The 24,145-nt window shown below is 67.5% G+C and carries 30 protein-coding genes and 1 pseudogene; 26 read left to right on the forward strand and 5 right to left on the reverse strand.

Annotated features, from left to right (window positions below; all coding sequences use genetic code 11):
• The first annotated feature begins 136 nt into the window (after positions 1 to 136).
• A complete protein-coding gene (locus QIT00_RS05310; RefSeq protein WP_282533907.1) occupies positions 137 to 292 on the forward strand; it encodes a hypothetical protein in 156 nt (51 codons plus the stop codon).
• A gap of 14 nt (positions 293 to 306) precedes the next feature.
• Positions 307 to 477, forward strand: coding sequence for a hypothetical protein (locus tag QIT00_RS05315; protein ID WP_282533908.1), 171 nt, complete (start codon positions 307 to 309; stop codon positions 475 to 477).
• Between the two features lie 174 nt (positions 478 to 651).
• Here the strand turns inward: QIT00_RS05315 and QIT00_RS05320 are convergent, their stop codons facing one another.
• The 4 genes from QIT00_RS05320 to QIT00_RS05335 all read right to left on the reverse strand — a co-directional run bounded on the left by QIT00_RS05320 (position 652) and on the right by QIT00_RS05335 (position 2,911).
• The gene (locus tag QIT00_RS05320; protein ID WP_282533909.1) at positions 652 to 1,209 is read right to left on the reverse strand and encodes a hypothetical protein; all 558 of its coding nucleotides are present in this window, start codon (positions 1,207 to 1,209) and stop codon (positions 652 to 654) included.
• 214 nt (positions 1,210 to 1,423) lie between these two features.
• Positions 1,424 to 1,825 carry a hypothetical protein gene (locus QIT00_RS05325; RefSeq protein ID WP_282533910.1) on the reverse strand — a complete coding sequence of 134 codons (402 nt, stop codon included), beginning with the start codon at positions 1,823 to 1,825 and terminating at the stop codon, positions 1,424 to 1,426.
• Between the two features lie 48 nt (positions 1,826 to 1,873).
• Positions 1,874 to 2,473 (reverse strand): hypothetical protein, encoded by a 600-nt coding sequence (locus QIT00_RS05330; protein ID WP_282533911.1) that lies wholly within the window; start codon positions 2,471 to 2,473, stop codon positions 1,874 to 1,876.
• Positions 2,474 to 2,533: 60 nt separating this feature from the next.
• Positions 2,534 to 2,911, reverse strand: coding sequence for a hypothetical protein (locus tag QIT00_RS05335; protein WP_282533912.1), 378 nt, complete (start codon positions 2,909 to 2,911; stop codon positions 2,534 to 2,536).
• Between the two features lie 272 nt (positions 2,912 to 3,183).
• Between QIT00_RS05335 and QIT00_RS05340 the strand changes: the two genes are divergently transcribed.
• The 5 genes and pseudogenes from QIT00_RS05340 (at position 3,184) to QIT00_RS05360 (ending at position 6,667) form a co-directional block, all read left to right on the forward strand.
• Positions 3,184 to 3,576 carry a nuclear transport factor 2 family protein gene (locus QIT00_RS05340; protein ID WP_282533913.1) on the forward strand — a complete coding sequence of 131 codons (393 nt, stop codon included), beginning with the start codon at positions 3,184 to 3,186 and terminating at the stop codon, positions 3,574 to 3,576.
• 215 nt (positions 3,577 to 3,791) lie between these two features.
• A pseudogene (locus QIT00_RS05345) lies at positions 3,792 to 4,769 on the forward strand (N-acetylmuramoyl-L-alanine amidase); the annotation flags it as partial.
• A gap of 338 nt (positions 4,770 to 5,107) precedes the next feature.
• Positions 5,108 to 5,353 (forward strand): hypothetical protein, encoded by a 246-nt coding sequence (locus QIT00_RS05350; RefSeq protein ID WP_282533914.1) that lies wholly within the window; start codon positions 5,108 to 5,110, stop codon positions 5,351 to 5,353.
• Between the two features lie 185 nt (positions 5,354 to 5,538).
• On the forward strand, positions 5,539 to 5,916 hold the full coding sequence (locus QIT00_RS05355; protein WP_282533915.1) for a hypothetical protein: 378 nt from the start codon (positions 5,539 to 5,541) through the stop codon (positions 5,914 to 5,916).
• A 100-nt stretch (positions 5,917 to 6,016) separates the two neighbouring features.
• Complete coding sequence (locus QIT00_RS05360) at positions 6,017 to 6,667, forward strand: hypothetical protein (protein ID WP_282533916.1); 651 nt, start codon at positions 6,017 to 6,019, stop codon at positions 6,665 to 6,667.
• Positions 6,668 to 6,729: 62 nt separating this feature from the next.
• On the opposite strand, the gene QIT00_RS05365 is transcribed toward QIT00_RS05360, so the two are convergent.
• Positions 6,730 to 6,909 carry a hypothetical protein gene (locus QIT00_RS05365; protein WP_282533917.1) on the reverse strand — a complete coding sequence of 60 codons (180 nt, stop codon included), beginning with the start codon at positions 6,907 to 6,909 and terminating at the stop codon, positions 6,730 to 6,732.
• Positions 6,910 to 7,733: 824 nt separating this feature from the next.
• Between QIT00_RS05365 and QIT00_RS05370 the strand changes: the two genes are divergently transcribed.
• The 19 genes from QIT00_RS05370 to QIT00_RS05465 all read left to right on the forward strand — a co-directional run bounded on the left by QIT00_RS05370 (position 7,734) and on the right by QIT00_RS05465 (position 24,104).
• Positions 7,734 to 9,020: a recombinase RecT gene (locus tag QIT00_RS05370; protein ID WP_282533918.1), complete on the forward strand. Its 1,287-nt coding sequence runs from the start codon at positions 7,734 to 7,736 to the stop codon at positions 9,018 to 9,020.
• A gap of 82 nt (positions 9,021 to 9,102) precedes the next feature.
• Entirely contained in the window at positions 9,103 to 10,176 is a 1,074-nt protein-coding gene (locus QIT00_RS05375; protein WP_282533919.1) for a PD-(D/E)XK nuclease family protein, read from the forward strand.
• Between the two features lie 120 nt (positions 10,177 to 10,296).
• Positions 10,297 to 10,902, forward strand: coding sequence for a hypothetical protein (locus QIT00_RS05380; RefSeq protein ID WP_282533920.1), 606 nt, complete (start codon positions 10,297 to 10,299; stop codon positions 10,900 to 10,902).
• Between the two features lie 2 nt (positions 10,903 to 10,904).
• Entirely contained in the window at positions 10,905 to 11,237 is a 333-nt protein-coding gene (locus QIT00_RS05385) for a hypothetical protein (protein WP_282533921.1), read from the forward strand.
• Positions 11,234 to 12,025 carry a helix-turn-helix domain-containing protein gene (locus tag QIT00_RS05390; RefSeq protein WP_282533922.1) on the forward strand — a complete coding sequence of 264 codons (792 nt, stop codon included), beginning with the start codon at positions 11,234 to 11,236 and terminating at the stop codon, positions 12,023 to 12,025. The genes QIT00_RS05385 and QIT00_RS05390 overlap by 4 nt, the downstream gene beginning before the upstream one ends.
• 56 nt (positions 12,026 to 12,081) lie before the next feature.
• Positions 12,082 to 12,354: a hypothetical protein gene (locus tag QIT00_RS05395; RefSeq protein WP_282533923.1), complete on the forward strand. Its 273-nt coding sequence runs from the start codon at positions 12,082 to 12,084 to the stop codon at positions 12,352 to 12,354.
• Positions 12,355 to 12,453: 99 nt separating this feature from the next.
• Positions 12,454 to 13,500 (forward strand): hypothetical protein, encoded by a 1,047-nt coding sequence (locus QIT00_RS05400; protein WP_282533924.1) that lies wholly within the window; start codon positions 12,454 to 12,456, stop codon positions 13,498 to 13,500.
• A 117-nt stretch (positions 13,501 to 13,617) separates the two neighbouring features.
• Positions 13,618 to 14,382, forward strand: coding sequence for a PP2C family protein-serine/threonine phosphatase (locus tag QIT00_RS05405; RefSeq protein ID WP_282533925.1), 765 nt, complete (start codon positions 13,618 to 13,620; stop codon positions 14,380 to 14,382).
• Positions 14,379 to 15,095: a hypothetical protein gene (locus QIT00_RS05410; protein ID WP_282533926.1), complete on the forward strand. Its 717-nt coding sequence runs from the start codon at positions 14,379 to 14,381 to the stop codon at positions 15,093 to 15,095. Before QIT00_RS05405 ends, QIT00_RS05410 begins: the two co-directional genes overlap by 4 nt.
• Positions 15,092 to 15,637, forward strand: a complete 546-nt coding sequence (locus tag QIT00_RS05415; RefSeq protein ID WP_282533927.1) for a hypothetical protein — start codon at positions 15,092 to 15,094, stop codon at positions 15,635 to 15,637. Before QIT00_RS05410 ends, QIT00_RS05415 begins: the two co-directional genes overlap by 4 nt.
• 35 nt (positions 15,638 to 15,672) lie before the next feature.
• Positions 15,673 to 16,056: a hypothetical protein gene (locus tag QIT00_RS05420; protein ID WP_282533928.1), complete on the forward strand. Its 384-nt coding sequence runs from the start codon at positions 15,673 to 15,675 to the stop codon at positions 16,054 to 16,056.
• The gene (locus QIT00_RS05425) at positions 16,053 to 16,448 is read left to right on the forward strand and encodes a hypothetical protein (protein ID WP_282533929.1); all 396 of its coding nucleotides are present in this window, start codon (positions 16,053 to 16,055) and stop codon (positions 16,446 to 16,448) included. The genes QIT00_RS05420 and QIT00_RS05425 overlap by 4 nt, the downstream gene beginning before the upstream one ends.
• A 219-nt stretch (positions 16,449 to 16,667) precedes the next feature.
• Entirely contained in the window at positions 16,668 to 17,660 is a 993-nt protein-coding gene (locus QIT00_RS05430; protein ID WP_282533930.1) for an N-6 DNA methylase, read from the forward strand.
• Positions 17,657 to 18,457 carry an adenine nucleotide alpha hydrolase family protein gene (locus tag QIT00_RS05435; RefSeq protein ID WP_282533931.1) on the forward strand — a complete coding sequence of 267 codons (801 nt, stop codon included), beginning with the start codon at positions 17,657 to 17,659 and terminating at the stop codon, positions 18,455 to 18,457. The genes QIT00_RS05430 and QIT00_RS05435 overlap by 4 nt, the downstream gene beginning before the upstream one ends.
• A gap of 37 nt (positions 18,458 to 18,494) precedes the next feature.
• Entirely contained in the window at positions 18,495 to 19,187 is a 693-nt protein-coding gene (locus QIT00_RS05440) for a hypothetical protein (RefSeq protein ID WP_282533932.1), read from the forward strand.
• Positions 19,188 to 20,922: 1,735 nt separating this feature from the next.
• The gene (speD, locus tag QIT00_RS05450; RefSeq protein WP_282533933.1) at positions 20,923 to 21,330 is read left to right on the forward strand and encodes an adenosylmethionine decarboxylase; all 408 of its coding nucleotides are present in this window, start codon (positions 20,923 to 20,925) and stop codon (positions 21,328 to 21,330) included.
• A gap of 101 nt (positions 21,331 to 21,431) precedes the next feature.
• The gene (locus tag QIT00_RS05455) at positions 21,432 to 22,553 is read left to right on the forward strand and encodes an NAD(P)-dependent oxidoreductase (protein WP_282533934.1); all 1,122 of its coding nucleotides are present in this window, start codon (positions 21,432 to 21,434) and stop codon (positions 22,551 to 22,553) included.
• Between the two features lies 1 nt (position 22,554).
• Entirely contained in the window at positions 22,555 to 23,388 is an 834-nt protein-coding gene (locus tag QIT00_RS05460; protein WP_282533935.1) for a class I SAM-dependent methyltransferase, read from the forward strand.
• Positions 23,385 to 24,104, forward strand: a complete 720-nt coding sequence (locus tag QIT00_RS05465) for a class I SAM-dependent methyltransferase (protein WP_282533936.1) — start codon at positions 23,385 to 23,387, stop codon at positions 24,102 to 24,104. The genes QIT00_RS05460 and QIT00_RS05465 overlap by 4 nt, the downstream gene beginning before the upstream one ends.
• Positions 24,105 to 24,145 lie beyond the last annotated feature (41 nt).

A 24,145-nucleotide genomic window follows, 5' to 3' on the forward strand; every position in this document is an offset into this window, starting at 1 on the left:
CTCACCCCCTCGGTGCCGCTCCAGCGGCCCACGCGGTGGATCCGTCCAGGAGCACAACATCGCAAACTGCTACTTTGACAAGAGCAAGACAGGTAAGCAAAGGGCCAAGTACTGCAAGGCACTCGCCGGCCGCCCGATGACCAAGGTGGCCAAGAACTGCCTGCTGAGGGCGGGAGTCGGGAGCGCGGCCGCCCTGATCGTCGGCAGGGTCAACAAGAAGGCCGCGCGCGAGATCGCAGTCAACACCGTCGGGGCCGGTGCCGCAGCCTGCCTCTCCTCTCTGGTCAATTGAGTACGAGGTCAGTCATGCTCTACAAGTTTCTCGTGTTCGCCGCGTGGTTCGTCATCCTCACGGCGGTCAACAAGTTCCTCATAGACCCGCTCTGGGGCGAGCTCATTTTCACGGCCGTCTCGGCAGGGGCGATGGTCTACATCCTGGGCAAGCTCGACCGCAGTCCGCGATCCGAGGACGCATAGAGACCGCGCTGTCCGGCGTGCGTGAGGCATTTGACCGTCGGACCGGAAACCGAGTGGGAAGTCCAACTCGCCTATGAACACGGAGCCTTGGCGAACTGCTCTGTCCGGGCAGCTTCGCCGAGGCTTCGTGTTCGGTCGTGGCGCGGCCCGACGGGGGTCATCGCTGTGGCAGAGCTATTCGAAGGAAGCGCTGGCCACTACCGCGTCGACATCTGCCTCCTCGGGCGTCCCCGGCTCGGCGAAGAGCCCCAGCAAGAAGACCGCACGGCTGTCATTCACGGACACCACCGTCATCCGCATGTACAAGTTTCCGCCGTCGCCGTCCTCCATCCGCACGGTTGCGGTGTGCGCGGCGCGACCGTCCACCGCCGTCGGCTCGGATTTCAGGAGCTTCGACGTTCCGTTCGGAGAGAAGAACTCCGCGTTGGACCACGCGTAACGCTCTGTCCTCTCCTTCAGCTCGGGCTCGGGGACGGCGTTGCCGCGTCCGGCGATGACCGTGCCCCACTCCTTGCCGTTGACGGGCTTCTTGTCGATGGTCGACGTGAAGGCGGAGAGGAGCTCGCCCTTCTTCTGCTTCCAGCCTTCAGGAATCCCGTACGAGACCCCCGCAGCCTTGTCGGTCACCCGCGGCCGCCCGGCCAGCGGGGACTGGTCACGCAGCAGCCACCACGCCACGCCCGCCGCGGCGAGCAATGCCAAGACAACCGCAGCGATGACGCCGATCAGCACCGCACGTCGCTTCCTCGCCGGCACTGGTGCCGGTGTCGTCGACGCCACCGGACAGCCGGTGTTGGGCGGATGCGGCGGAAGCCCAGGAGGAGGCGGAGGAGGAGGCGGAGGAGTTGTCATGCGCCCATCGTCCTGCCTCGCTCTCCGGACCGCATGAGCTGCCGTACTCAGACCGCCACTCAACGCATTCGAGCCGCCATTGGCCAGATACCTCTCATGCCGGAATCTGCCCCAGCACCATGATCACGCAGAGCAGCGCTCCGATAGTGAGAGCGCCGATGCGGCCCACCCGAGGGCCACCGCGGGGCACCATGAGACCAATGACGGTCATCACCGTGACTGCCGGAACCACGAACAGCGCGACCACCGAGATCACTTCGTCAAACCGCGCCGAACGAAGCCCGTCCTGACAGCCGCTGGGCGCTCCGGACCCGCATGCGAGCGCCAGGATCGGCCCGAGCGCCGCCACTACGGTCCCGAGGAAAATGATCAGGCCGGCCAAGAACGCGCGCCAGAGACACTCAGCAAGCACCGCGCGGATTCGGCCTCGCGCTCCGCCCTGGCCACTGAGATCCACCAAGTCATCTGTGCCCGATGCGCTGTCGAGATTCATCATGTTTTGGAGGCTACGAAGCCGCTCCTCCAGCCACATCCGTTCCCGTACTCAGGGCCCCTTGTAGCTCCAGTCCATTTCCGGACCCGTACTGCCTCCAGGTCGAACCGAGCCGGACAGCGCCGCAGTCGCGACTCGCTCGCGCCGTGCCTCTCCGGCGATGAGGGTAAAGAGGGCCGCACCGGCGAAGAGAGTTCCAGGGACGGCCAGCACGTCCCGCTGGCTCTCCACGCGCAGCTTCTCGTACTCGCTCGGCGAGACCTCGACCCGAGCGCGCTCACTGAAAGTCGAAACAAGTACGTAGTACCGACCGTCCACGACTTCAGGGGAGCCCCGGCCAGGCGAGGCGATGAAGGTGAGGACTCCCAACCCGAAGCCCACGGCCAGCAGCGCACCCAGCGCCCACTGCACCTTGTTCGGAAGCTGCCGGAACAGCCGCCGAGTCTCACTCTTGTCGAGTCCTCCAGCGAGGAGGCCACGGAACATGGCGGCACCGAACAGCAGGAACAGCACTGCCGCGATCCCCGCCACAAACCACTTTGACTCCGGCAGCACGAGCGGAATCGGCAAGAACGTCAGGAGAGCAAGCGCCAACAGCACCACACTGCACCCGGCCGCAATCCCGGCATGCCACTTGAAACTGCGCCCCATAACTCCCACCCTCTACGTTTCGCCCTGTCCGCCCTGTCCGCCCTGTCCGCCCTGTCCGCCCTACGCGGCATGCCCGAGAGCCACCATCACGAAGAACAGCGCCCCCAGGATCGCCAACCCGATCACTCCCGCCTTGACCCCGTCGTCAGGCGCCAGGAACGCAACGGCCGTCACCAGGGTGACCACCGGCACCACGTAATCGGACAGGATCTCGATCGCGCCGCCGAAACGAAGGGTGCGGACACCGTCCTGACAGCTGTCGCACGCGATGGCCAGGAGCGGCCCGAAGAGCTTCACGGCGAAGCCGAAGCCCAGAGTGAACAAGACCAGCATGACTCGGACGACCGTGTCCCCCGGCCCCCCGGTCGGCCACTCGGCCTCACCGGTTCCGAAACGGTCAGCGCCTTCCGTCTTCGGAGAGTTCTCTTCGCTCGTCATGGCACCGACGCTAGGCATCCGTCGGACAGTCGACATCCGCTGTCGTACTCAGAACCCACGTAGTGCAGGCCCCGTGAGGCAGGCCAACCTCCTTCCGCGGCAGCTCACTTACGAGATCTCGGCTCTTGATACCCGGTCGTGCCGACCCGGGCTCAGTCCCGTCGTCTGCCGGGCGTCGCATCCGATCAGGTGGCGGCGCCTCTCCGGACGGTGTGCCCTCACTCTGCCAGCTGGCTTCGGACTACGTTCACAGCCAGCGAAAGGAGGAAGGGATGACGGATCACCCGCACATCGGTGTGTTCCAGCGAGCGATGGCGGCCTTCTCAGCCGACGACATGGACGCGCTGGCGGAGGTCTTCGACCCCGATGTCGCATGGCACTTGGGAGGCCAGGGGCCGCTGTCGGGGGACTACCAGGGTCGCGAAGCCACGTTCGAGATGTTCGCCCGGGACTTCGAGCTGTCAGGTGGCACGTACCGCCCGCAGCTCCACGATGTTCTCGCAAACGATGCGCATACGGTCGCGCTGCTCCATGCCACGGCGTCGCGGGCGGGTAAGGAGCTCGATATGGACTATGCCATCGTCTTCCACATCAGCGACGGCAAGATCGTCGAAGGTTGGGAGCTTTGGGCGGATCAAGCGGCATACGACGAGTTCTGGTCGTAGTGGCCGTCAGGAGCCGGAGACAACGTGCCGAACCGGTCCCCAACCCTCAAGCCGGGACGGCCGAACATCGATAGCTGACATCGTCGTTAGACTCCACCACCAGCGAGTGACCCTCCACCCGCCCTGCGAAGAGCGCTAGCCCACCGAGGGACCGCACCCGGACCACCCCGGCCGCGGCCAACTGCCCACCGGGCACCGGTTGAAGGCATGAGCAGGTGGCTACTCCCCTCTCCGCGGACAAGTTCCTGTCCGCCCTCAAGAACGCGCGCCTCGGCGTCGTAGAGCACGGCAATTGGCGCACCCACAACCGCAACACCCACGGCAACTGGGGCCCCATGAACGGGGTGATGATCCACCACACCGGTGGCTACTCCTCCGAGGACGACATGGTCGAGCTGTGCCGCAACGGCTACAACGACCTGCCCGGGCCCCTCTGCCACGGAGTCATCGACCGCTCTGGCACCGTCCACCTCGTCGGGTACGGACGGGCCAACCACGCCGGCATGGGCGACACCGACGTCCTCCTCGCCGTCATGGCGGAGAAGGAGAACCTCCCGACCGACAACGAGCCCGACGCAGACGGCAATCGGCACTTCTACGGCTTCGAGTGCATCAACTCCGGCCGCGGCCAGAACTGGCCTGCAGCTCAAGTCGACGCGATGGCACGCGCGGCTGCCGCGATCTGTAAGGCACACGGCTGGAACGAACACAGTGTGATCGGCCACAAGGAGTGGAAGCCCGGCAAGTCCGACCCGTACGGAATCGACATGGACGACTTTCGGGCCCGGGTCGCCAAGGAGCTCAAGTCGAGAGCAGGCGGGCCACGCGATCCGGGCATGCCAGACCAGAAACCGAGGTCGAAACCGAGGTCGAAGCCGAGGCCGAGGCCGAACGAGCCGAGCTCGGAACCCGAGAAGCCGAAGGAACCCGCAGACGCCTCGGAGTCAAAGTACGCAGCCTTCCCCGGAGCCGGCCACTTCCGCAACGGCCACTCCTCCGACCTCATCGCGGCCCTGGGCGAGCGCCTGGTCGTCAAAGGCTGCGACACCTTCCCCCACGGTCCGGGCTCGACATGGAGTGACGATCACCGCCGCTCGTACGCCGCCTGGCAACTCAAGTGCGGTCACAGCGGATCAGGTGCTGGCGGCCTTCCTGATCAGTCCAGTTGGACCAAACTCCGCGTCCCCAACCCCAAGCGCCGCGCCGCCTCGGACCCCGGCTCCAGCACACGGAAGGGCCAGCCCGACACCATGCCCCAGACCCTCGCGGACGTCGCCGAACGAACCCTCGCCACGTACGTCGAGACATTCATCGGCCTGATCGCCGCCTCGCACACCACCGACCTCGTGGACCTGTCCACCTGGCAGTCGGCCGCAGTCGCCGCCATGCCGGCCGCGCTCGCCGCCTTCAAGGCGTCACTCGGGACCGTGCTCGGCCGCTGGGGCACTGGCTCATGGCTGTCCAGGAAGGCCGACCCGGCGAGCGCCGCCGAATAGCGGCCCGCGAGCAGAAGGCAGAAGGAGGAGGCAGCGTGCCGGATGGAGAAGTCGCCCTAGCTCTGGCTGAGTTGCGACGTTCCCTGGAGCTCGGGCTCACCCGGATCGACGGCCAACTCGCGCTGCTCGTGCAGCGCTCCGACCAAACCGACAAGGAACTCGCGGACCTTCAGGACCGAGTGGCGTCCCTGGAGCGGACTCGCTGGCCGCTCCCCACCATCGCCGCGCTGGCCGCTGTCGCCTCGGTCGTCGTCGTGCTGGTGCGAGGCCTGGGGGAGTAGGGGAGTGGACGGGCCCACCCCCGGGTCACTACCGGCGCCGGACATGACGGCGCCCCGGACCAGAGTGCGAGTCAGAATCCCGGGGCGCCACTTCCACAAAGGAAAGAGGACGCCAGGGTAGGTGAGCACTCTGGAGTTCATCAACTGCCGGACATGCGAACGGTCTGGAACTACGTTGATCGCTCATGTCGACCGAAGAGCGCTTCGCTGCCGTGTGCCGGGCGGCTCAGCAGAACGTCAAGGCGTCTCTGGATCTGATCTCCGCAACGGCGTCGCACACTTGGCGCTGCCGCAGAACGGAGCCAAGGCCGACGAAGGGCGGCTACGGCTGGTACAACGACGCGAAGAAACAGAAGACCGTCCAGAACGGTCACGCCCGCGGAGTGACCGCACTCTTCCTGCAGCTCATCGACAGCAGCATCGCCGCCATCGCGCGAGACAAGGGCTGGGACCAGCCGCACCGCCTTCCCGCCGGCTGGTTCCGGGCGACCGCACCTGCGGGCGACAGCCGGTATCCCAACATCGCATTCTGGGGCGGGCAGGACCTGCACCGCGTCAGCTGATGCCCCTGAAGGACTCTGCAGCCCCTCACCCAACTAAGCTTGACGCGTCAAGCTTTCTGTATATGTGAGATGCGCCGTCTGGAGAGGTCGTGAGGCCGTTATGGCAGCAGGAGCGTTCCCCTACCTGCTGGGGCACTCGGAGATCGCGTTCCTCTACGGCGTGGAACGGCAGACGTCCCAGCTGTGGCGGACGCGCGGGGTTCTGCCCGAACCTGACTTCGTCGTCTCCGGCAATCCGTACTGGTTTCTCCCCACCGTGCTCGGCCTCGCCGAGCCGCACGTCCGCGAGGCCGACAAGGAGCGTCTCAAGGCGTTCAAGGCCGAGCGGCGCGGCTGGTGCGTCGTGGACAAGGTCGAAGCGATGCCGCCGGTCATCGGTCTGAAGGAGATTCCCTGGCTGTTCGGGAAGAAGTACGGCGACATCTACCAGTGGCGGACGCGCAACAGCTTCGCCGAGGAGGATGCCGTCGTCTCCGGTTCGCCGCTGTGGCTGCTCGACACGGTCCTGTCGGATGCCGAGGAGCGCAGTCGGACCGTACTGCCGGAGGCCGTTGAGCGCGTTCGTGCCGGAGAGCGGGAAGGTCTCAAGCCGCGGGGCCGCAAGAAAAGCACCGAGTCCAAGCCGGAGCCTCCTGCCCTGCCGCCCACCCGGAGCTACAAGCCGGACGAGGCGGACCTCGACGAGGTCACCGCCTTCATCAAGGAGATCTGGGCGGCCGGCCTGACCGTCTCGGTGCGCGCCAAGCGCTGACGCCGACAGCTCCGCGCTGGCCGCCCTGGGGATGTGTGCCGCTACATCCCCAGGGCGGTGCTCTATCTCCTTCGTACGGGGAGCACTTGAGCGAAGGCCCGTAAGACCGCTGGGCGTTCTTCGGGCGCGGTGCCCCGTACGACGATGGCGAGGGCGATCAGGAACGTGGCGGCGAGCACGATGACGACCGCCAGCAGAGTCTGGGGTAGGGCGGTGGCGAACCGCACGAGGGTGATGGTCATGGGAATCCTCCGATGGCGAGCGGCAGTTGACAGGACAACGTCCGGTGGCCGGAAGGCCGGGATGCCAGCGGAGACAGACGGCCGTCGAGCGGCACGCGCGTCTGAGCAAATGAGATGCGGCCCTGACCCCTGCTGCTGCCGCTGCTGCGGCGCGTGCAGGGGCGAATCCGTGGCTGTTCCCGGCTGGCCTCGCGCTACTTATCGGGGGCGGCAGAGCAGTTCATGAGCTGGCGATACGCGGTCATGTCCACCCTCCCTCAAGCCGGGTTCCCACGACGGACCAGGTGGCGCCGGGCGGCGCCTTCTGCGTCCACCGTGCCCCATGGCTACGCGAATGCGCCAGCAGTAACTGCGCCTGGGAACAGCGAAGTTGAGCCATTCAGGCCTGCCTCTACCAGACTTGCCCCACTCAGCCAGTGCGTCGATCCGACCCTGGCCGCGTCCGAGATCGCGGCTTACAGTGTGACCTCTGCATCCGTGTAGACGGTGCTTGATCTGGTGGGGGATGGATGGTCGTGGATCGCCAAGAAGGGTCCGCCTCGAAAGGGGTGGGCGGCGGCGCCAGCGGTGGTGATCTGCCGCACCCGGGGCGGCCGTCGACAGGCGAGGGGCTGGCTGTAGTCCACGCTTCACCGTGCGAGACGTCTGCGCGGCAAGCATCCCGAGGTGGCGGGTGCCTATGTGCTGCAGCTGCGCCGCAGCGCCACAAGCCGCCGCGCTAGAGACTCCTTGACGCTCGAAATGCTAGGCAAATAAAATAATGTCAATGCCATTTGCTCTCTGCTTACGTGGAGACAGATGGCTGACCGATTGGTGTGAATCTCTTGACCGGAGGGGACATGGCGGAACCACCCGTCACCTGGCTCGCGATCCGCGATGACCAGAAGGCATTCGAGGAACAGCAACTGCGCGCCCTACGCGCCGCGTTCCCGGACTTGGCCGAGGCTGCCCCGGCGCAACTGGGCATCTTCTTCCACTACTGCAAGGCGTCCGGGCTCGACCCGTTCGGGCGCCAGATCTACATGATCAAGCGGCGCTCACGCGGGGAGGTGCGGTGGACGATCCAGACAGGCATCGACGGCTACCGGCTCATCGCCCGCCGCGCCGCCGACCGGGCCGGACAGCCGCTCGCCTACGAGGACTTCGTCTGGTACGACGCCGAAGGCGGCGAGCACACCGTGTGGCTGCGGGACGAATCGCCGGCCGCCTGCAGGGTGGTCCTCTGGCGCGGAGACTCACGGTTTCCGGCGGTCGCGCACTGGCGCGAGTACGCACCCAAGGTGTGGGACTACGAGTCCCAGGACTACAAAATCGGCGGCCTGTGGCCGCAGATGCCGGCGAGCCAGCTGAGCAAGGTCGCCGAAGCCCTGGCACTGCGGCGCGCCTGCCCGGCGGACCTGTCCGGGCTCCACGTGGACGAGGAGATGCACGCGGCGGACGCTGCCGAGACCCGCGAACGCGTCGAGGCGGCGGCTTCCCGGCTGCGTCGTTCCAACACTCCGGCGCCTGCCGATTCCTCGCGACACTTCACCAAGGAGCCCCAGACCGGGCAGCAGGATGCGCAAGAGGCCGATGTGGTCGACGCGGTAGTGGTCGATCAACCAGCCGCGCAATCGACTCAGCACGAAGCGCCCGAAGGTCGACCCGACGCAACTGTCGAGACCGCCGCCGCAGACGCGGCCGACAGGCCCGCGATGGACCCGTACCCGCTGCCACTCGCCCGCCAAGAGGTCGAGCACACCGCCGACATCCTGGGGATCACGTTTGGCGAGGTCAACGACATCTGTTTCGAGCTCAACGACATGTCCTACCAGGACGCCGGTGCAGAGCAGCTGAACGACCTCGCCCGCCTGTTGGCAGGCTCCGATGAACACCCCGGCTCGCCCCAAATGGCCGCCCGCATCGCGGCGTTCCGCGAACAGCGCGACCAGGAGTCGAAGGAGAGCGAGCCGGGCCAACGGGCCACCAGGCGGGCAGCGGCGAAGAAGGCGTCGGCGACCAAGCGCCCCGCCACAAAGGCCTCATCCCGACCCGCAGCCACGGCAGCCGCCTCCAAGTCAGACGGCCGCCGGACCACGGCGCCGAAGGCCCCCGCGCGCAAGAAGTCGTAGCCGCCCGGCGCCAGCTGCCAGCCACCACCTGTCCCGCCGCAGACGGGACGCCCCACCAACAAGCAGAGTGCGAGGACCCTGCATGCCCAGCGACACCCTCACCAGCACCATTCCCATCCCCGACCTGTGGAAGGCCGCGCACCGAGACGACCGCGCTCGCCCCCGCGCCCGCCAACAGCTCCTCGGCCCCTCCTCCATCGGCCTGTGCAGGCGCCGGGCCGCCTACGAGGCGCACGGCACCTGGCCCACCGATCTCGCCGACACCATGCACGCCGCGATCCTCGGCACCTGGCTCCACGAAGGCATCCTGCGCGTACTGGAGCAGCAGTACGGAGCATTCACAGAACTCGAACTCACCAACGGCACCCTCCTCGGACACGCGGACGCCTACTGGGCACCCGCCGCGCTCGCCGGACGAACGAACCCGTACAACGGTGGGGTCGGCGTGGTGGAGGACCTCAAGACGAAGTCCACCCGCGCCCTGGACATGGTCGTGCGCCAGGGGCCGAGCCGCAACGAGTGGTTTCAGGTCCACCTCTATGCGTACCTGCTGCGGACAGGCGGCCTGACCGCACATCCGGATCTCCCCGTCGGCGAGCCGCTCCCCGTCGATGTCGTACGGCTCCGCTACGTAGGCCGCGAGTACGGGCAGGTCGTCGTCCACCAGCGCCCGTACGACCAGGACGTGGCCGATCAGGCGCTCTCCTGGGCGGAGGACGTGCTCGCCAGCCCGGAGCCAGAGGCGATGCCCCGCGATCTCGACGGCCCCGGCCTGTCGGTCATCTGCGACAACTGCCCTTTCAAAAGCGCCTGCTGGAACCTGGACGCTCTGACCGTCGACCGGGCCCCGCAGACCATCCTGGTCGAGGGCAGTGAGGACATCACCTCGGCGCTCAGCGCCTACGCGGAGAGCGCCGAGATCGAGAGCGCGGCGAAGAAGCGCAAGGCGAAGGCCCGCAAGGTGCTCGACGCGGCGGAGCCCGGCGCCTACGGCACCTTCAGGCTCTCCTGGTCAGGCGGCAACCCGCGGCCGCCGGTACCGGACCCCGAGGCGATGATCCGGATCCTCCAGGACCTCGACCTCGAAGTGCCGCTGAAGTCGGGCGGCCGCTCCTCGCGCACCATCAACGTCTCGCGCCTCTCTGACGCTCCCTGACACCCCGACCAGCTGGCCACCGGGGCGCGGGCCGCGGCGCCCGGTGGCCGGCCTGCCCCGACACCCCGACAACCAGATCCCCGAATCCCCGCTATCCACCCAACCGCCGGAAGGTCTTCCATGGACACCACGGTCTTCAGCGAGCCCTGCACGAACCCGCTCACCGACACACCAGAAGCCCGCATCGACGCCGCACTGGATCTGCTCACCACTCAGGACGGTGGCGGCACCGACAACCCTGTGCCCGCACTCCTCGCCATCCTCCAGCCCTCGACCGACGCACTGGGCACCGACGCGCAGCCCGCAGGCCCTCCGCCCGCCGTACTGCAGGAGCGCATCGCCGACCACCTCGCCTCCTGCTGGCCTCGCCTGGGGCATGCCGATTTCTCGACCGACCTGGCCAGTGACGCGATGAAGGTCGTCGCTCCCGTCATCGACCAGCTGCAGCGCTCGGCCCGGTCATGGCGGCAACGTGCCGTCGCGGCTCTCATCGAATGCGACCAGGCCCGGGACATCGCGGTCGTCCTGGAGCAGACGAACGCCGAAGCCGTCCGCCTGCTGCGATCAGGCCGCCACGAGGCCGCTCTCGCCGTTCTCGAGAGCGACGGCATCCCGCCCGAGCCGCAGACCGGTACGGACGAGGCCGCGAGCGGTCCCGAGGCCGAGCACCAAGCCGCACGGGACTCGGACCACGGCCGCACCTTCGACGACGCACAGCGAAGGTGATCATGTCCACCACCTACGTGTCGGGGCCACACAACACCGCTTCCGCATCCGTCGTCGGGGCTACCGACCCCTCCCGCCAGGCGCGGGTCCGTCACATCCACGTCAGCACCACGGAGACCGGAGCGTCCGGCATGGACTTCCTGGCCGTCGAACGTGCCGTCAACGGCGATTTGCCAGTGCCCGAGCTCAACCACGCCGAACAGCAGCTTGCCGCGCGCCTCATGACGAGCGAGGGGCATGCCCTCGCGGCAATCGCCGACCTCCTCGGCACCGAGCAGCGCACAATCTCGCGCTGGCGTGCCGCGTGGAAGAAGGAGCAGGGGGACCGGACTTGAGCATTGAGGCCGTGGCGTGGGCTTTCCGCCAGAGCATCACCAATCCCGGAGCGAAGCTCGTCCTGCTGGCGTTGTGCGATTTCGCAGACGAGGCCTGGTCGTGCTTTCCAGGACAGGAGACCCTCGCGATCAAGACCAGCCAGGGGGAGCGCACGGTTCGTCGGCACCTTGAGTGGCTGGAGCGGGAGGGCTTCATCGTGTCCAGGCCCCGGTTCTCCCACGGGCGCCGTACGAGCAACCGCTACACCATCCAGAACCCTCGCCCGAGTGCACCTCCTCCCAAGGATCCTCCCAAGGAGGCGCCGAAGCGGGACGGCGAAGGGGCGAAACCGGCGGCCAGAGTGACCGGAGGCCAGATTGGCCAGCGGCCAAGTGAGGCAGACCAACCGGCCAATCTGGCCGGGGAACCGTCAGAGAACCACCAGCAGAACAACCCCCTGCCCCACCGCGAGAGCGATCACGAGGCCCCGGACCGAGGGAGCGTCTGCGCCGCACATCCGCACGCACCCGGCGTGAACTGCCGTGGTTGCGGCACGAATCCGCGGGCGCAGCGCAGGGCAGCTGACGCCGACGCTCACCAAGAGGCCGCAGAACGCGAACACCTGCGCACCCAACTGTGGTTGCAGGGACTGCGCGCACGCCGAGGGCAGGTCGCGCGGCAGGAGCGCGACGGCACGCTCGCCGAAGCCCGTCGGGCCGCCCGCGAGGCGATCCAGCGACACGGCGAAGGCCACGCAACCCAATCCGTCACCGATAGAGGAGCCTTGACGGAGAATGATCAAGATTGATAAAGTTATATCAATCAACCCAATCAACACTCACCGACCGGCGAAGGGTTCAGCCAGTGTTCAAGCCCGTCACCCCGCACATGCGGGAAGCGCTCGAAACGAGCCTCGTCCGCGAAGGCGTCACCCCAGGGCAGTTCACCGAGGCGCAGCGACTGGCCACAGAGGCGGGTGAGCGCATGGCGACCGCGTACGGCGAGGTGGTCGGACGCGAGATCAGCCCGCCCGAATTCGCGCGCGACGTCCTCGGCATCGAAGGCACCGGACACCTCCTGATCGCCGCGTTGCGCGAGGTCACCGGCCGAGCCGGCCTCTATCGGGATCTGCTCTGACGAGCAGTCTCATTTCTATGGCCTTTCCATACGTGGAGACAGTGCCTAGCCATTCCTGACCCTTGCAGGGCCCGACAACACCAGAGTGCGAGGAACCAAATGGACATCACCGACATCGCCGCGATAGTCCTCGCGGCCCGCGTCGTCGGCATCCCCACCCAGCGCCAAGCAGACGGCGCCACCGTCCACAGGCTGTCACTCCACGGCCAACAAAGAGGCCAGTTCGCCCACTTCAGCCTCCGCGAAGGCCATCACCGATGGCGCCTGGAGTCGGTCACCGACGACCACGGAACCAACCCCCTGCCGCGCACCCTCGGCAGACGCCTCTCCGCCCGACTCACCGACCTCCACAGCCAGGCCACCGACAGCCCCACCTCCCCTAGCCCCGCCAGCCCCCCGCCCGCGGCGGGACCTGGCGGACCAGCTCACACACGAAGGAAACAGACCGTGGACCAGCACACACGCGAACAACTGCTGTACGCCGAAGCCGCCAAGCGCGACGTCAGCCCCCTCCAGATCCACGAGGCCGTCAGCCTGGTCGCCAACTCGCTGCAACACGACCTGCGCGCTCACGAACAGGCCATCGGGCGATCCATGACCGCACAGGAGTGGACGGACCGGCACTCCCCGGACGTATTCCGTCAGATGTGCCGCCGAGCCGCCGAAGTGGTGGGGCTCGGCGACGGCAGGGAAGACCTCGTCTACACGATCGTCTCGGCCGCGATGGAAGCAGAGGAAGCGCTCCGGAACGACGCGCGCCCCTGGCAGTTCGAAGCCCGCCCACTCACCCATCCCGCCGAGGTCACCTTCCCCGCGTACGCGGTCGCCTACCAGGAGTCATACGGCCTGCCGGACCACCACCCGAGCTCGGTGATCCGCTCCGGTGGCCGCGTACGGATGGCCATCGTGCGCGCCGTCAGAAGCGACGGAGGCGCGGCAAGCCTGGAGGAGGTCACCGGCGTGGTGAGCTTCACCTACAGCGGCCTGCCCGGGGTCTTCATCGCCACCCCGGTCCCCGACCCCGGCCACCCCCGCTGCTCGGGCTGCGGCCAATGGGCCACCGAACACAGCCCGCCCGACAGCGACGCCTGCACCCACTTCCAAGCCGCAGCCACGGACACCACCCCGACACCCCAGCCGGCGTAACCGCCCTGATCGCGCCCGAGGCCGCGCCGGTGCGAGCGGCCGGCCTCGGGCTCCGCTCCGGTCCACAGCGCGGGCACATCCCCGCGACTTCCACGAAGAGAGAGCAGGAACTCACCCATGCCCAGCCACAAGTGGCTGACCGGCTCCGCCCAGAGCAAGGGCCGCAGAGACATCCAGGCTGACGCGTACGCAGTCAGCCGCAACGACGCCGTGGGACGTATCGCCGCCGCCGTCACGGACGGGATCGGCGACACCGAAGAAGCAGCCACGATCGCCCGGCTCGCCGCCGCAGCGGCGGCAAAGGCCACCCTCGCCCACGACCCCGGCCAGGGCTGCCAGGCGGCACGCGCCCGCCGAGCCACCCACTACGCCTCCATCCAGCAGGGCCAGTACGTCCAGCAACACAACGTCGCGCGCGCCGCGGAACCGGCCGACGCCTCCATCGTGACCGCGATGCTCGCCGCCGATCACAGCCGTCTGTGGATCTCGTGGGCCGGGCTGTGCCGCGCCTACGTCCTGTACGAGTCCGGAGTCCTGGAACGCGCCACCTTCGACCACCGCGCCGCCACCCCGATCCACGAGGCAACTCGACGCGGGAGACACCCCGCGCCTTACGGGCCGGAAGTCACCCGCACCGTAGGCCGCAACGAGTTCGTCACCGCCCACCTGCCCGTACGGCACGTCACCCGCCTGCTGCTGTGCAGCGACGGCGTTCACCGACACCTGGCCGAACACGCCATCGCCACAGTCCTGCGCGACTCCAGCACCGACGCCACCGAGGCGGCCAACATCCTCGCCCGCGCCGGCGGACTCACCGGCGCCGACAACGCCACCGCCGTCGTCATCCAGCGCGCCGACCACCAGCAGCAAGGACGCTCATGAACGAGCAACCGGAGGTCACCGAGACGCTGCGCCACCGCGCCACAGCAGTCCGCGCCTTCAACCAAGCCCAGGCCCACTATGAGATCAGCGTCCTCGACCACATCGCCGCCCGCATCCGCGCGGCCTTCCCCACCGCCACACACCTCACCTTCGCCCACTACGCACGGGCACAGCAGGCAGACCTACGAGCGCTCTGGCAGCCCGGGGCCGACGAAACCCAGGCACGCATCCCAGCCGAAGTCGCCCAGGCAGCACTCGACTTGGACGAGATCACCGACGACCTGACCGACGCGCTCTCCGGCCTGACATCCGCAGCGTGGAGCGCGGTGCGCCCCGAACCGGACGCGGATGGCCTGTGGGTACTCGATCTGCCTCCCGCAGACCGTGCGTCGAAGATCGCCGAGCTCGTTCGTACGCACCATCCGGACGCCGCCCTGCTCACCGTCGACTACTCGGCCGACCCCTGCCGCGTCCGGGCCGTCACCAAGGCAGAGATCTGGGAAGTGGCTCGAACGGTCGACGGACCCATGGTCGCCGACGACCAGCACCCGCTGTGGCCGCCCGAGACCGAACGGCAGATCAGCGCCCTCGCCACCCAGATGCAGGCCCTGCCGCACCTGAGCGCACAACACCTGCTGCCCATGGGCGGGCCGGAAGACCGCACCGCGCTTCTCTTTCTTCCCGCGGTCGACAGGAAGGGAAGCTTGTCATGAGCCTGACTGTTCAGTGCACCACGGCGCCGACAGTTCCTGCCCAGCACGCGCAGGCCCTGGCCGTCACCGTGCTCAGTACCTGGCCGACCACGATCGGCCTCACCATCGAACACGTCACGCACCACGACCACGGCCCCCAAGGCTCCGTCACCCTGGCCGTCGTACGCACGACTGCTCCCACCCCCAGCGAGTTCCTCGTCCGCTGCGACGGCTACGGCCATGTCACCCGAGGCTGCGAGCACACCCACCCCGACGGCGCCCTGTGCTGGAGACCGTCGGCCTCGCATCTCTCGCTCCGCGACCCCGGGCTGTGCGACCAGCACCTGCCTCCGCTCTCCGAGGGCGATTGGGTCCGCCATCCCGATCTCCCCGCGTACGGCCTCGTCACCTCCCTGAACACCGAACAGGCCACGGTGACGGTCGACTTCGGCCAGGGAGACGTAGTCCTCGCCGCTGTCCGCGTGCCCCGCGTACCACCGCACATCGCGGACGAACTCGACCACGGCCCTCTCGGCAAGCCCATCACCGTCCTCGACGAATAGCTCCCGTGCAGGAAGAGCCAAGGAAAGGAGAACCTATGACCAGCAGCGGAAACGCCCTGATCACCATCAGCTTCGACCGCCCTGTCGAAGCCAGGGAGCTGCGCCCCGGCGACGTGTTCAGCCTCGACACGACACCCAGGACACCTCTTGTCGTGCGTTGGGTCGAGGACCTCGAGGTCGCCCCCGACGTACATCTCGTGGACATCGCGCTCCCCGGCGCCGGACCCCGTCTTCACCTGCCCCGGCAGACGCACGTACGGATGCACCGCATAGTCCGCACCATCACCATGAAGTGCCTGCTGTGCGGAACCACGGAGACCCTCGACGTCAATCTGCCAGAGGAAGGCGAACCGCTCACCCTCGTCTGCGAGCGCCACGTCCCACCGGACCTCACCTATGACCAGGGGGGCGAATCGTGACCCTCACCTACCTCAGCGCCGTCCAACTCCTGCGCCAGGCCGACGAGGACAGAGCACGCTCGCTCTACGCGGACGTGATCGCGGCCCTCGAAGAACACTGCACGGATGTCGGCGTGGACTGGTGCGGCAACGAGCTGAACATCACCGTCCAGCTCACCGGCGACGGAGAGCAGTACGTCGCCATCGCGGGCCGCCACTCGCTTCCCTGGCACGACGACCGCTCGGAGCTCGGCGGCTGGAGCGCCGTCCACATCGACAACACCTACGGCACGTCGAAGGTCATCTACGACACGACGACGCCCGAAGGCGACCCGTCCGGCGACCTCGCCCTGAGGCCTCTGGCCGAAGAGGTCGGCGCCTACGTGACCGCCTGGAAGTCCGAATACGCGTAACGAACCCCTGACTCCCCGGGGCCGCGCAGGTGCGAGCGGCTCGGCCCCGGGGCTCCCACCCATGCCACGAATCGGAAAGAGACCCATGCTCACTTTCACAGTCGGCTCAAGACCGGCTCAGCAAAATGCCGAATGCCTGGACTTCAGCGGATGCGCCTGGAGCCGGGAGAACGTCATCGTCCCCACGTCGGCCGCCTCGGCGATCGGCCGGTGATGGGCGTGACGCAGTACGACCTCTTCGGCGAGGTGCAACAGAAGCTGGAGGAACGCGAGAAGCGGCGCGCGACCGAAGCCGCGAAGCCCAAGCTCCGCCGACGTCGCCCCGGCGACCGCAGCCTCTTCATCGCGGGTGACCCCAACCGGTTCGCCCACGAGATCGCCGAGAACGTCATCGCCGCTTGGTACAGCCACTACGGCGGAAGTCGCATGGAGATTCCGCTCGGCACGGTGGCTGCGCTCTCCTTCTTCAGGGAGCCCCTCGTCAGCGACTGGCTTCTGACTCTTGTGCCGGTGCAACTCCCCGCCCTCTTCCGGGAGATCTGGGGAGTCCAATGGTTGCACCGACCGGATCTCATCGAGGTCGCTCGCCCCCTTCACGACTGGGTGGAGGAGGAGCCAGATGAACACCAACTCCGTGCCGTCCAGGCGGTGATCCACACCTCGATCTACAACGGGCTGTTCGACCTCACTGCCCAGGACGATCCGTCAGCCCGAGCCGAGGCCGACATCCTTGGCCCCCTCCTCACCGGCCTACGGCACAAGAGCGACAAGAAGTGGCGCGGCGAGTACCACACACCTCCCAGCCTCTCCGACCTGATGGCGCGCGTACTCATCGACAACGGGACGTCGCAACCCGGCATGGCCGTACGAGAGCCGGCCATCGGCAGCGGCGGCATGTTCCGCTCCGTCGCCCAGGCCATGCGGGACCGCGACCTCGATCCGCACGACTTCCGCTGGCTCGGCAACGACGTCGATCCCCTGGCCACAGCCTGCGCCGCCGTGAACGCGATCAGCTGGGACCTCGGCCCCAAGGTCGCCATCTGGTGCGGCAACACCCTCGCCACAGAGGACGGCGGACTGAGCGATGCCCTCACCAGGCGCGCTGACACCATCCGGCACCGCAACGCGGTCGTGGAACAGGCTCAGTTCGAGCACAAGGCGCGCCGCATGCTTCGCGCTCTGGATCGCCTTGCCGAGGGAGCGGCCGCATGAAGATCGTCTCCTACGGTGGCGGAGTACAGTCCACCTCGCTCCTCGTCCTGGCTGCCAAGGGTGAAATCCCGTACGACACCTTCCTGTTCGCCAACGTGGGCGACGACAGCGAGCACCCCGAAACGCTCCGCTATGTCCGTGAGGTAGCACAGCCTTACGCGGCAGCTCACGGTCTCAGGCTGGAGATCCTCGAACGGCGACGCCGAGACGGTCGCACTGAAACGCTCCGTCAGCAGCTCCTCCGGCCAGAATCCCGCTCCATCTCCATCCCCGTGCGGATGAGCAACGGAGCCCCAGGGCGACGCTCCTGCACAGCCGACTTCAAGATCAAGGTAGTCGGCCGCTGGCTCCGGGAGCACGGAGCGACGCCCACGGACCCCGTCACCGTGGCCATCGGCATCTCGGTCGACGAACTGCATCGGGCCAACCGGCGGCGCAGCGAACCGTACGAAGCGATCGAGTACCCACTGCTTGACCTCGGCCTACGCCGAACCGACTGCATCCAGATCATCGAGAACGCCGGTCTCCGAGTCCCGCCCAAGAGCGCCTGTTACTTCTGCCCCTTCAAAACGATCAAGGCCTGGCACGAGCTACGTCGAGACGAACCAGACCTCTTCGCCCAGGCCGCGGAACTCGAAGCTGCGCTGATCGAGCGCCGCATCTCTCTGGGCAGGGACGCGGCCTACCTGACCCGGCGAGGAGTCCCGCTCGATGAAGCCATCCCGCAGGACACCGCCCCTCTCCCGCTCGCAGACGACGAAGACGCGGACTGCGACTCCGGCTGGTGCATGACCTGACCACCCCGGTACGCCGCAGCGAACGACAAGGACAGCAGTGAGCACCAAGAGCCCCGACAGCAAGAAGAACCAGACCATCGACTTCGCCCACTTCGGCCAGTTCGCCGAGAACACCGCTGAACAGCTCGGCAGCGGCTGGACCGTCGACCCCGACAGCGTGACCAGTCCCGTCGCCTTTCTCACCCACCCCGATGGCCGCCGCGTCGGCCTGCGCCACCTGTGGCGCGGACAAGCCGTCCAGACCTGGGCTGCCGATGTCCCGCCCCGCGAGTACGCCAACGAGAACGACGCCAAGGTCATGGCAGCCAACAGTGTCCACCTCACGGAAGGCAGCCGCTACAACGCCGGCGTCACCTTCACCCACACGTCGCCCGCCGCGGCCACCGCCAAGAAGATCCGCACCCGCCTCTTGCCTGCCTACGACAGCAAGCGCCCGTCCCTGCGCTCCTTTCCCAGCAAACGCTCCCGCACGAACACCACACCACAGAGCGGCTCGGCCACCACGTCCACCTCCGAGTCCCGGAAACAGCGGAGCCCTCGAAAGCGCCGGACCGCAGCTCCAGCCACCGGCGGCGCCAAGACCACTGCAGCGCCCCGCTCCAGGCGCACCCAGAAGGAGCCGGAGAACACCACGACGGCGACTGCTCAGGTCCGCGGCGGAAACACCGCGATCAAGGCGCCCAGTAAGCGGCCGCGCACCACCGAACCCGAAATCGCCTGCACCCCCTGACGCCAGCTGAACCGGCCCACCGCCCCGGGGGTGCGGGCGACTCCATCGGAAAGCCCGCGCCCCCTTCATCCAGAACAGACAGAGCGCCACCATGACGTACCCCGTGTAAGGCGCCCTCTCTGGCGAACGCCAAGCCCTTCGTGGCCGAGCCGAAGCCCGGGACCGACACCATGGCCGCCGCCCAGCGAGTCCAAGAATGGCTGAATGAGAACACACTGGACAACTTGGGGGGAACCTGGATGAACGTGACACCCGCCTTCGAGCCTTAGTGCGCTTGCCGACAGCACGCAGTCCCCATTGCCCCGCCGCACGTACGCCCCCGGGCCACTCGCGCCGTCCCGCAGATCGCGACGAGCGCGAACGAGTCGAGCGCCCGCCCTCCCGAGTCCAGGGCATCGACCTCCGAGCAGGGGCCAGGCCCGAGTAGCGGCAGCACGCCGCTCTCGGGCACACTTCAAATCGAGGCTTCATGGGGGAGTAGAGAAGACGCGCGTGTCAGAACGGCACTGCGTAGGCCCCGATTTCGCCGCCCCCTCCGTCACCTGCGGCGTCGAACATGATCGCCCTCCCCTCGGCTCGACAGCCCTCACCCCGACCGAAATGTTCGGCCCACGTTGGGCCGAAGGCCCTTCGTTTGGCCGTCGTTTGGCCGGACCGCCCGAGAGCGATCTTGACGGTGCGGGACGCGGCGGGACGGGAAGAGACTGGATAGGAGCAGGTCAGGAGCCCCATCCTGACGTTGAGGCGGGAAAGTCCCAGGCCAGAGCCTTGATCAAGGATCTTGGTGCTTGATCGCTTGTAATGCGTAGGTCGTCGGTTCGAATCCGACAGGGGGCTCCGGGAAGGCCCAGGATAGATAGCTTCTGACCTGGGCCTTTGCTCTTTCCGTGATCGATTCTTGGGTGCGGCGCGACCCGCTTGGAGCGCCATGATCGGGCCCGGTGGACGGGTGCGCAGCGGGCGTGCAGGCCGGTGGACAAGGAGGTGGCCGCCGACGGGTGCTGGGAGAGCGGTACCCGGAGCGCATCAGTGGTCAAGGGGCAGCGCTCCGTTGCGAGTGCTCTTGTGGGGTTCTTATCAACAGGCTGTGGCACGGCGCCGCCTGATGGAAGATCGGTCAGTCGGAAGAGCGGCGGGTTGAGGACCCGGTCGCGGACGTGGTGCGCTTCGAAGCGGAGGCCGCCGGCGAGTTCATCCTCGGCGTCCGGGACGAGAGCGTGCAGCTTCTGCGGGCACGTACAGCCGGGACGAGGCCAGAGGGCTGATCGCCAACGTCGCGGCGCTGCGGACGATCGTGGACGAAGCCCGTCTGAGCGTTCCGAGGTGGTTGGTGAACCGGCTTCGCATATAGACCGGAGCCCCGGTCAGCTCCGTATGCCGCGATGGTCCCGTCCTCGACCAACGCGGCAAGGGCGTCGAACACCTCGTCGTCCGCGTAGACCGGGTTCGGCGGGCAGTGGAGTCGCACCAGGTCGAGTCGCTCGATTCCCAGGCTGCCATGTACGACAGCGCCTGCCCGGGCATCCCGAACTGGCCTGCAGTCTGATATGCCTCCGCCGCCCGCGAACCTCCTTCCGAAATGATCAGTTAGCGGTTCGTTAGGGGAACGGGAGGGGCCGACTAGGGCGGGCTGGTTCGGTAGCACCAGGGCGCGGAAACGGATAATTGATTCCGCATCCCGGAATAAGCACCGTTGACGCCGTCACCGGTGCACCACCGAGTCAGGAGGACCGACGTGACCGTTGCGCCTGAGACCGTGGAGAAGCTCCCGGGCGAATACCGGATGGATGACTACGGCCTCTCCTATGCCGGAATCCACATCACCCTCGACATGTGGGGTGCCGAGTCACTCGATGACGAAGTGATCGTGTCCAACGCTATGCGGGACGCCGTCGAGGCCTGCGGTGCCACCCTCCTGGAGCTGAAGCTGCACCGTTTCGCCCCGCAGGGTCTGACCGGAGTGGCCGTCCTGAGCGAGTCGCACCTGTCCATTCACTGCTGGCCGGAGACCGGGTACGCGGCGATCGACGTGTTCACCTGTGGCGACTCCGATCCGCGGAAGGCGATTCCCGTGTTGCGCAAGGCGTTCAACCCCGACCACGTGCAGGTGGCTGAGCTGAAGCGCGGCATCAACCACGTGTGAGCGAACTCCTCTGACGGGTCCCGGGTCGTTCCTGGGGCCGGTTCCGTGCGAGGCGCCGACTGATCCGAGCCAACAGTGCACGTTGAATTCGTGGAGGGAAAATGGCAGCGAGTAAGCGCGTTTCCGTACTCAAGGAGACACGGGCAGGGGAAAAGCGAGTCATCGCTCTGCCGGAGCAGGTGAGGGAATTCCGGAATGCCGGATTCGACGTTCTCGTCGAGGCCGATGCCGGGGCCGGAACAGGCGTCCTCGACCGGGACTACAAGGCCGCGGGCGCGGAGGTCGTCACCACCGAACAGGCCTGGCGCGAGAGCGATTTCGTGCTCAAGTACAAGGCGCCGGGGCCGCACGAGTACCAGTACCTGCGAGAGGATCTCACCCTGGGGGCCTTCTTCCACGCCGAAGGCAACCCTGAACTCACCGCCAGACTCCTCGAGTCGGGGACCAGGGCGTACGCCTACGAATTCTTCAAGACGCCGGAGGGTATCTTCCCGCTTGCCGTTCCGGACAGTGAGATCTCGGGCAAGCTGGCAGTTCTCTTCGCCGCTTATCACCTGCAGAGCCACCTGGGCGGTTCGGGGGTGCTCCTCGCGGACGTGCCATATGTGAGGCCGCCGCGCGTCGTCGTCATCGGCTACGGCAACGCCGGTGCCGCCGCCGCCCGTACGGCCCAGGCCTTGGGCGCCGACGTCGTGGTCCTGGGTACCAACCGGGAGCGCCTGCGCCGGTACGCGGCCTCGGCGCCGGGCGTCAGGTGCCGACTCAACACCCCCGACGTCCTGGAACAGGAGGTGGAGCAGGCCGATCTGGTGGTCGGCGCCATCCTGATCTCGACGTACGACACCCCGCCGATGATCGATGAGGACCTGGTCCGGCGGATGAAGGCCGGCTCGGTGATCGTCGACGTCACGGTCGGCTACGGCAGCGGTTACCTGCCCACGTTCCATCGTGAGACCACGCACACCGAGCCGGTGTACGAGCGGTTCGGTGTGCTGCACTGCAAGATCGACGCGATGCCGGGCTCGGTCCCGCACACCGCGGCCCGCGCGGTGAGCCCGCTGATCACGCCGTACCTCATCGAGCTGGGGAACTCCCTGCACGAGGGCATCGCCGCGCCCACCGCCGACAACGGAATGATCACCGAAGGCGGTCGGATGACCCACCACGAGATCCGCCGGCACATGGTTCACGATGGCGGCGCCGCCGTGGCAGGGGCACGCTGACATGACACTCTCCGACAGCGCCGCCCCGGAAGCGGGGTACGAACAGCGCGCGCAGTTCTACGAGGTGGAGTACCGCACGACGGTCGACCAGGCCTTTCTGAGCAGCCTCGTCACCGACTCCGTCACGTCGATCCTGGAGATACCCTGCGGATCCGGCCGCAACACGGACTGGCTCATCTCGACCGGCCGTGCGGTGACGTGTGCCGATCTGGAACCGGCGATGGTCGAGCGCGTCCGGGAGCGCATCATGGCCGCCGGAGCCGGTGACCGGCTCACCGCCGTCCAGGGAGACATGTGCGAGCTGGATCTGGGCCGCCGCTTCGACCTCATCCTGGTCCCGCAGGAGGCGTTCCAGCTGGTGGCCGGGGCCGGTGACGCCGAACGCGCCCTGGACAGGCTGACCCGGCACCTCGCCCCGGACGGCACGCTCCTGCTCGACCTGTACAGCTTCAGCCAGGACGGCCGCGACGGCTCCGCGCTGCCCGACTACTTCGATCCGGAAGTTCCCGACGGGAAGCCGGTGACCGAATGGCGCCGGCAACTGCAGCCATCGGGCTGGCTTGAGCGCTCCCGTCTGCAGCGTGCCGAAGGCGCCCACATGCGTGTCGACTACTCCTACCGCAGAGGCGAAGGGGACACCGTCCACGAGCGCTGGCAGTCCTCGATCCGGCTGCGCCGCTATAGCCGTGAGCAGGTCGAGAAGCTGGTCGGCGGCGCGGGGCTGCGCATCGAGCGGATGCTCCGTGACTACTCGGGCACGCCGTGGGTGCCCGGCTCCGCACGCATGATCACGCTGCTTCGACCGGCTGCTGCCGATCAAGGGGAAGGGAAATGAGCGCACTCCCGCTGAGTCTCGATGACGACCAACTCGCCTATTACCGCTCCTACTTCACCGACTTCTTCGTCGGCGACTTCTGCCCCGGGATGGGGACCGAGCATATCCTCGACACCCTCGCCGACTCGGGAGCAAGCGGTGACTGGCTGGACCTGGGCGCCGGGCCGTGCACCCTGTTCTGGTCCATCGCCCTCTCGGACATCCGGTCCATCCAGAGCACCGATGCGGCGCCGGAGGCCCTCGCGGTGCTGAGGGAAGTCGCCCAGAGCGGGGAAGTGCCCCGGGCATTCGGTCAGGTCCTCGACCGCCACGGCAAGGACACCGCACACCTCGATCAGATGCGTGCACGGATGAGCGGATACCACGTCTTCGACGCCATGCAGTCATGGCCCGACACGTTCACCGGACAGCGCTTCGACCTCATCACGGAGTTCGGGCTCTTCGGCCTCTCCCCGTCGGTCGACGGCTACCGCGCGTGTTTCCGGCATGTCAAGGAACATCTACGCGCCGGTGGCCGGGTCGTCGGCGCGGACTGGATCCGCAGTGCGCAGTACGTCGCCTCCGCGGGCCACGACAACACCTACTTGAGCGAAGACCTCATCGCCTCCGCCGTCAGCGGTGCAGGCCTGCGACTGACCTCAAGTCGCCTGTGCCCCATCGCCGGTGACGAGCTGTACGACGCGCTCATCGTGTGGTCCGCCGAGCACACAGAGTGACTCACCGCACTCACGTGGCACCGACAACGACAGAGAGGACG

Source organism: Streptomyces luteolus (genome assembly GCF_029968015.1).
Classification (GTDB): Bacteria; Actinomycetota; Actinomycetes; order Streptomycetales; family Streptomycetaceae; genus Streptomyces; species Streptomyces luteolus.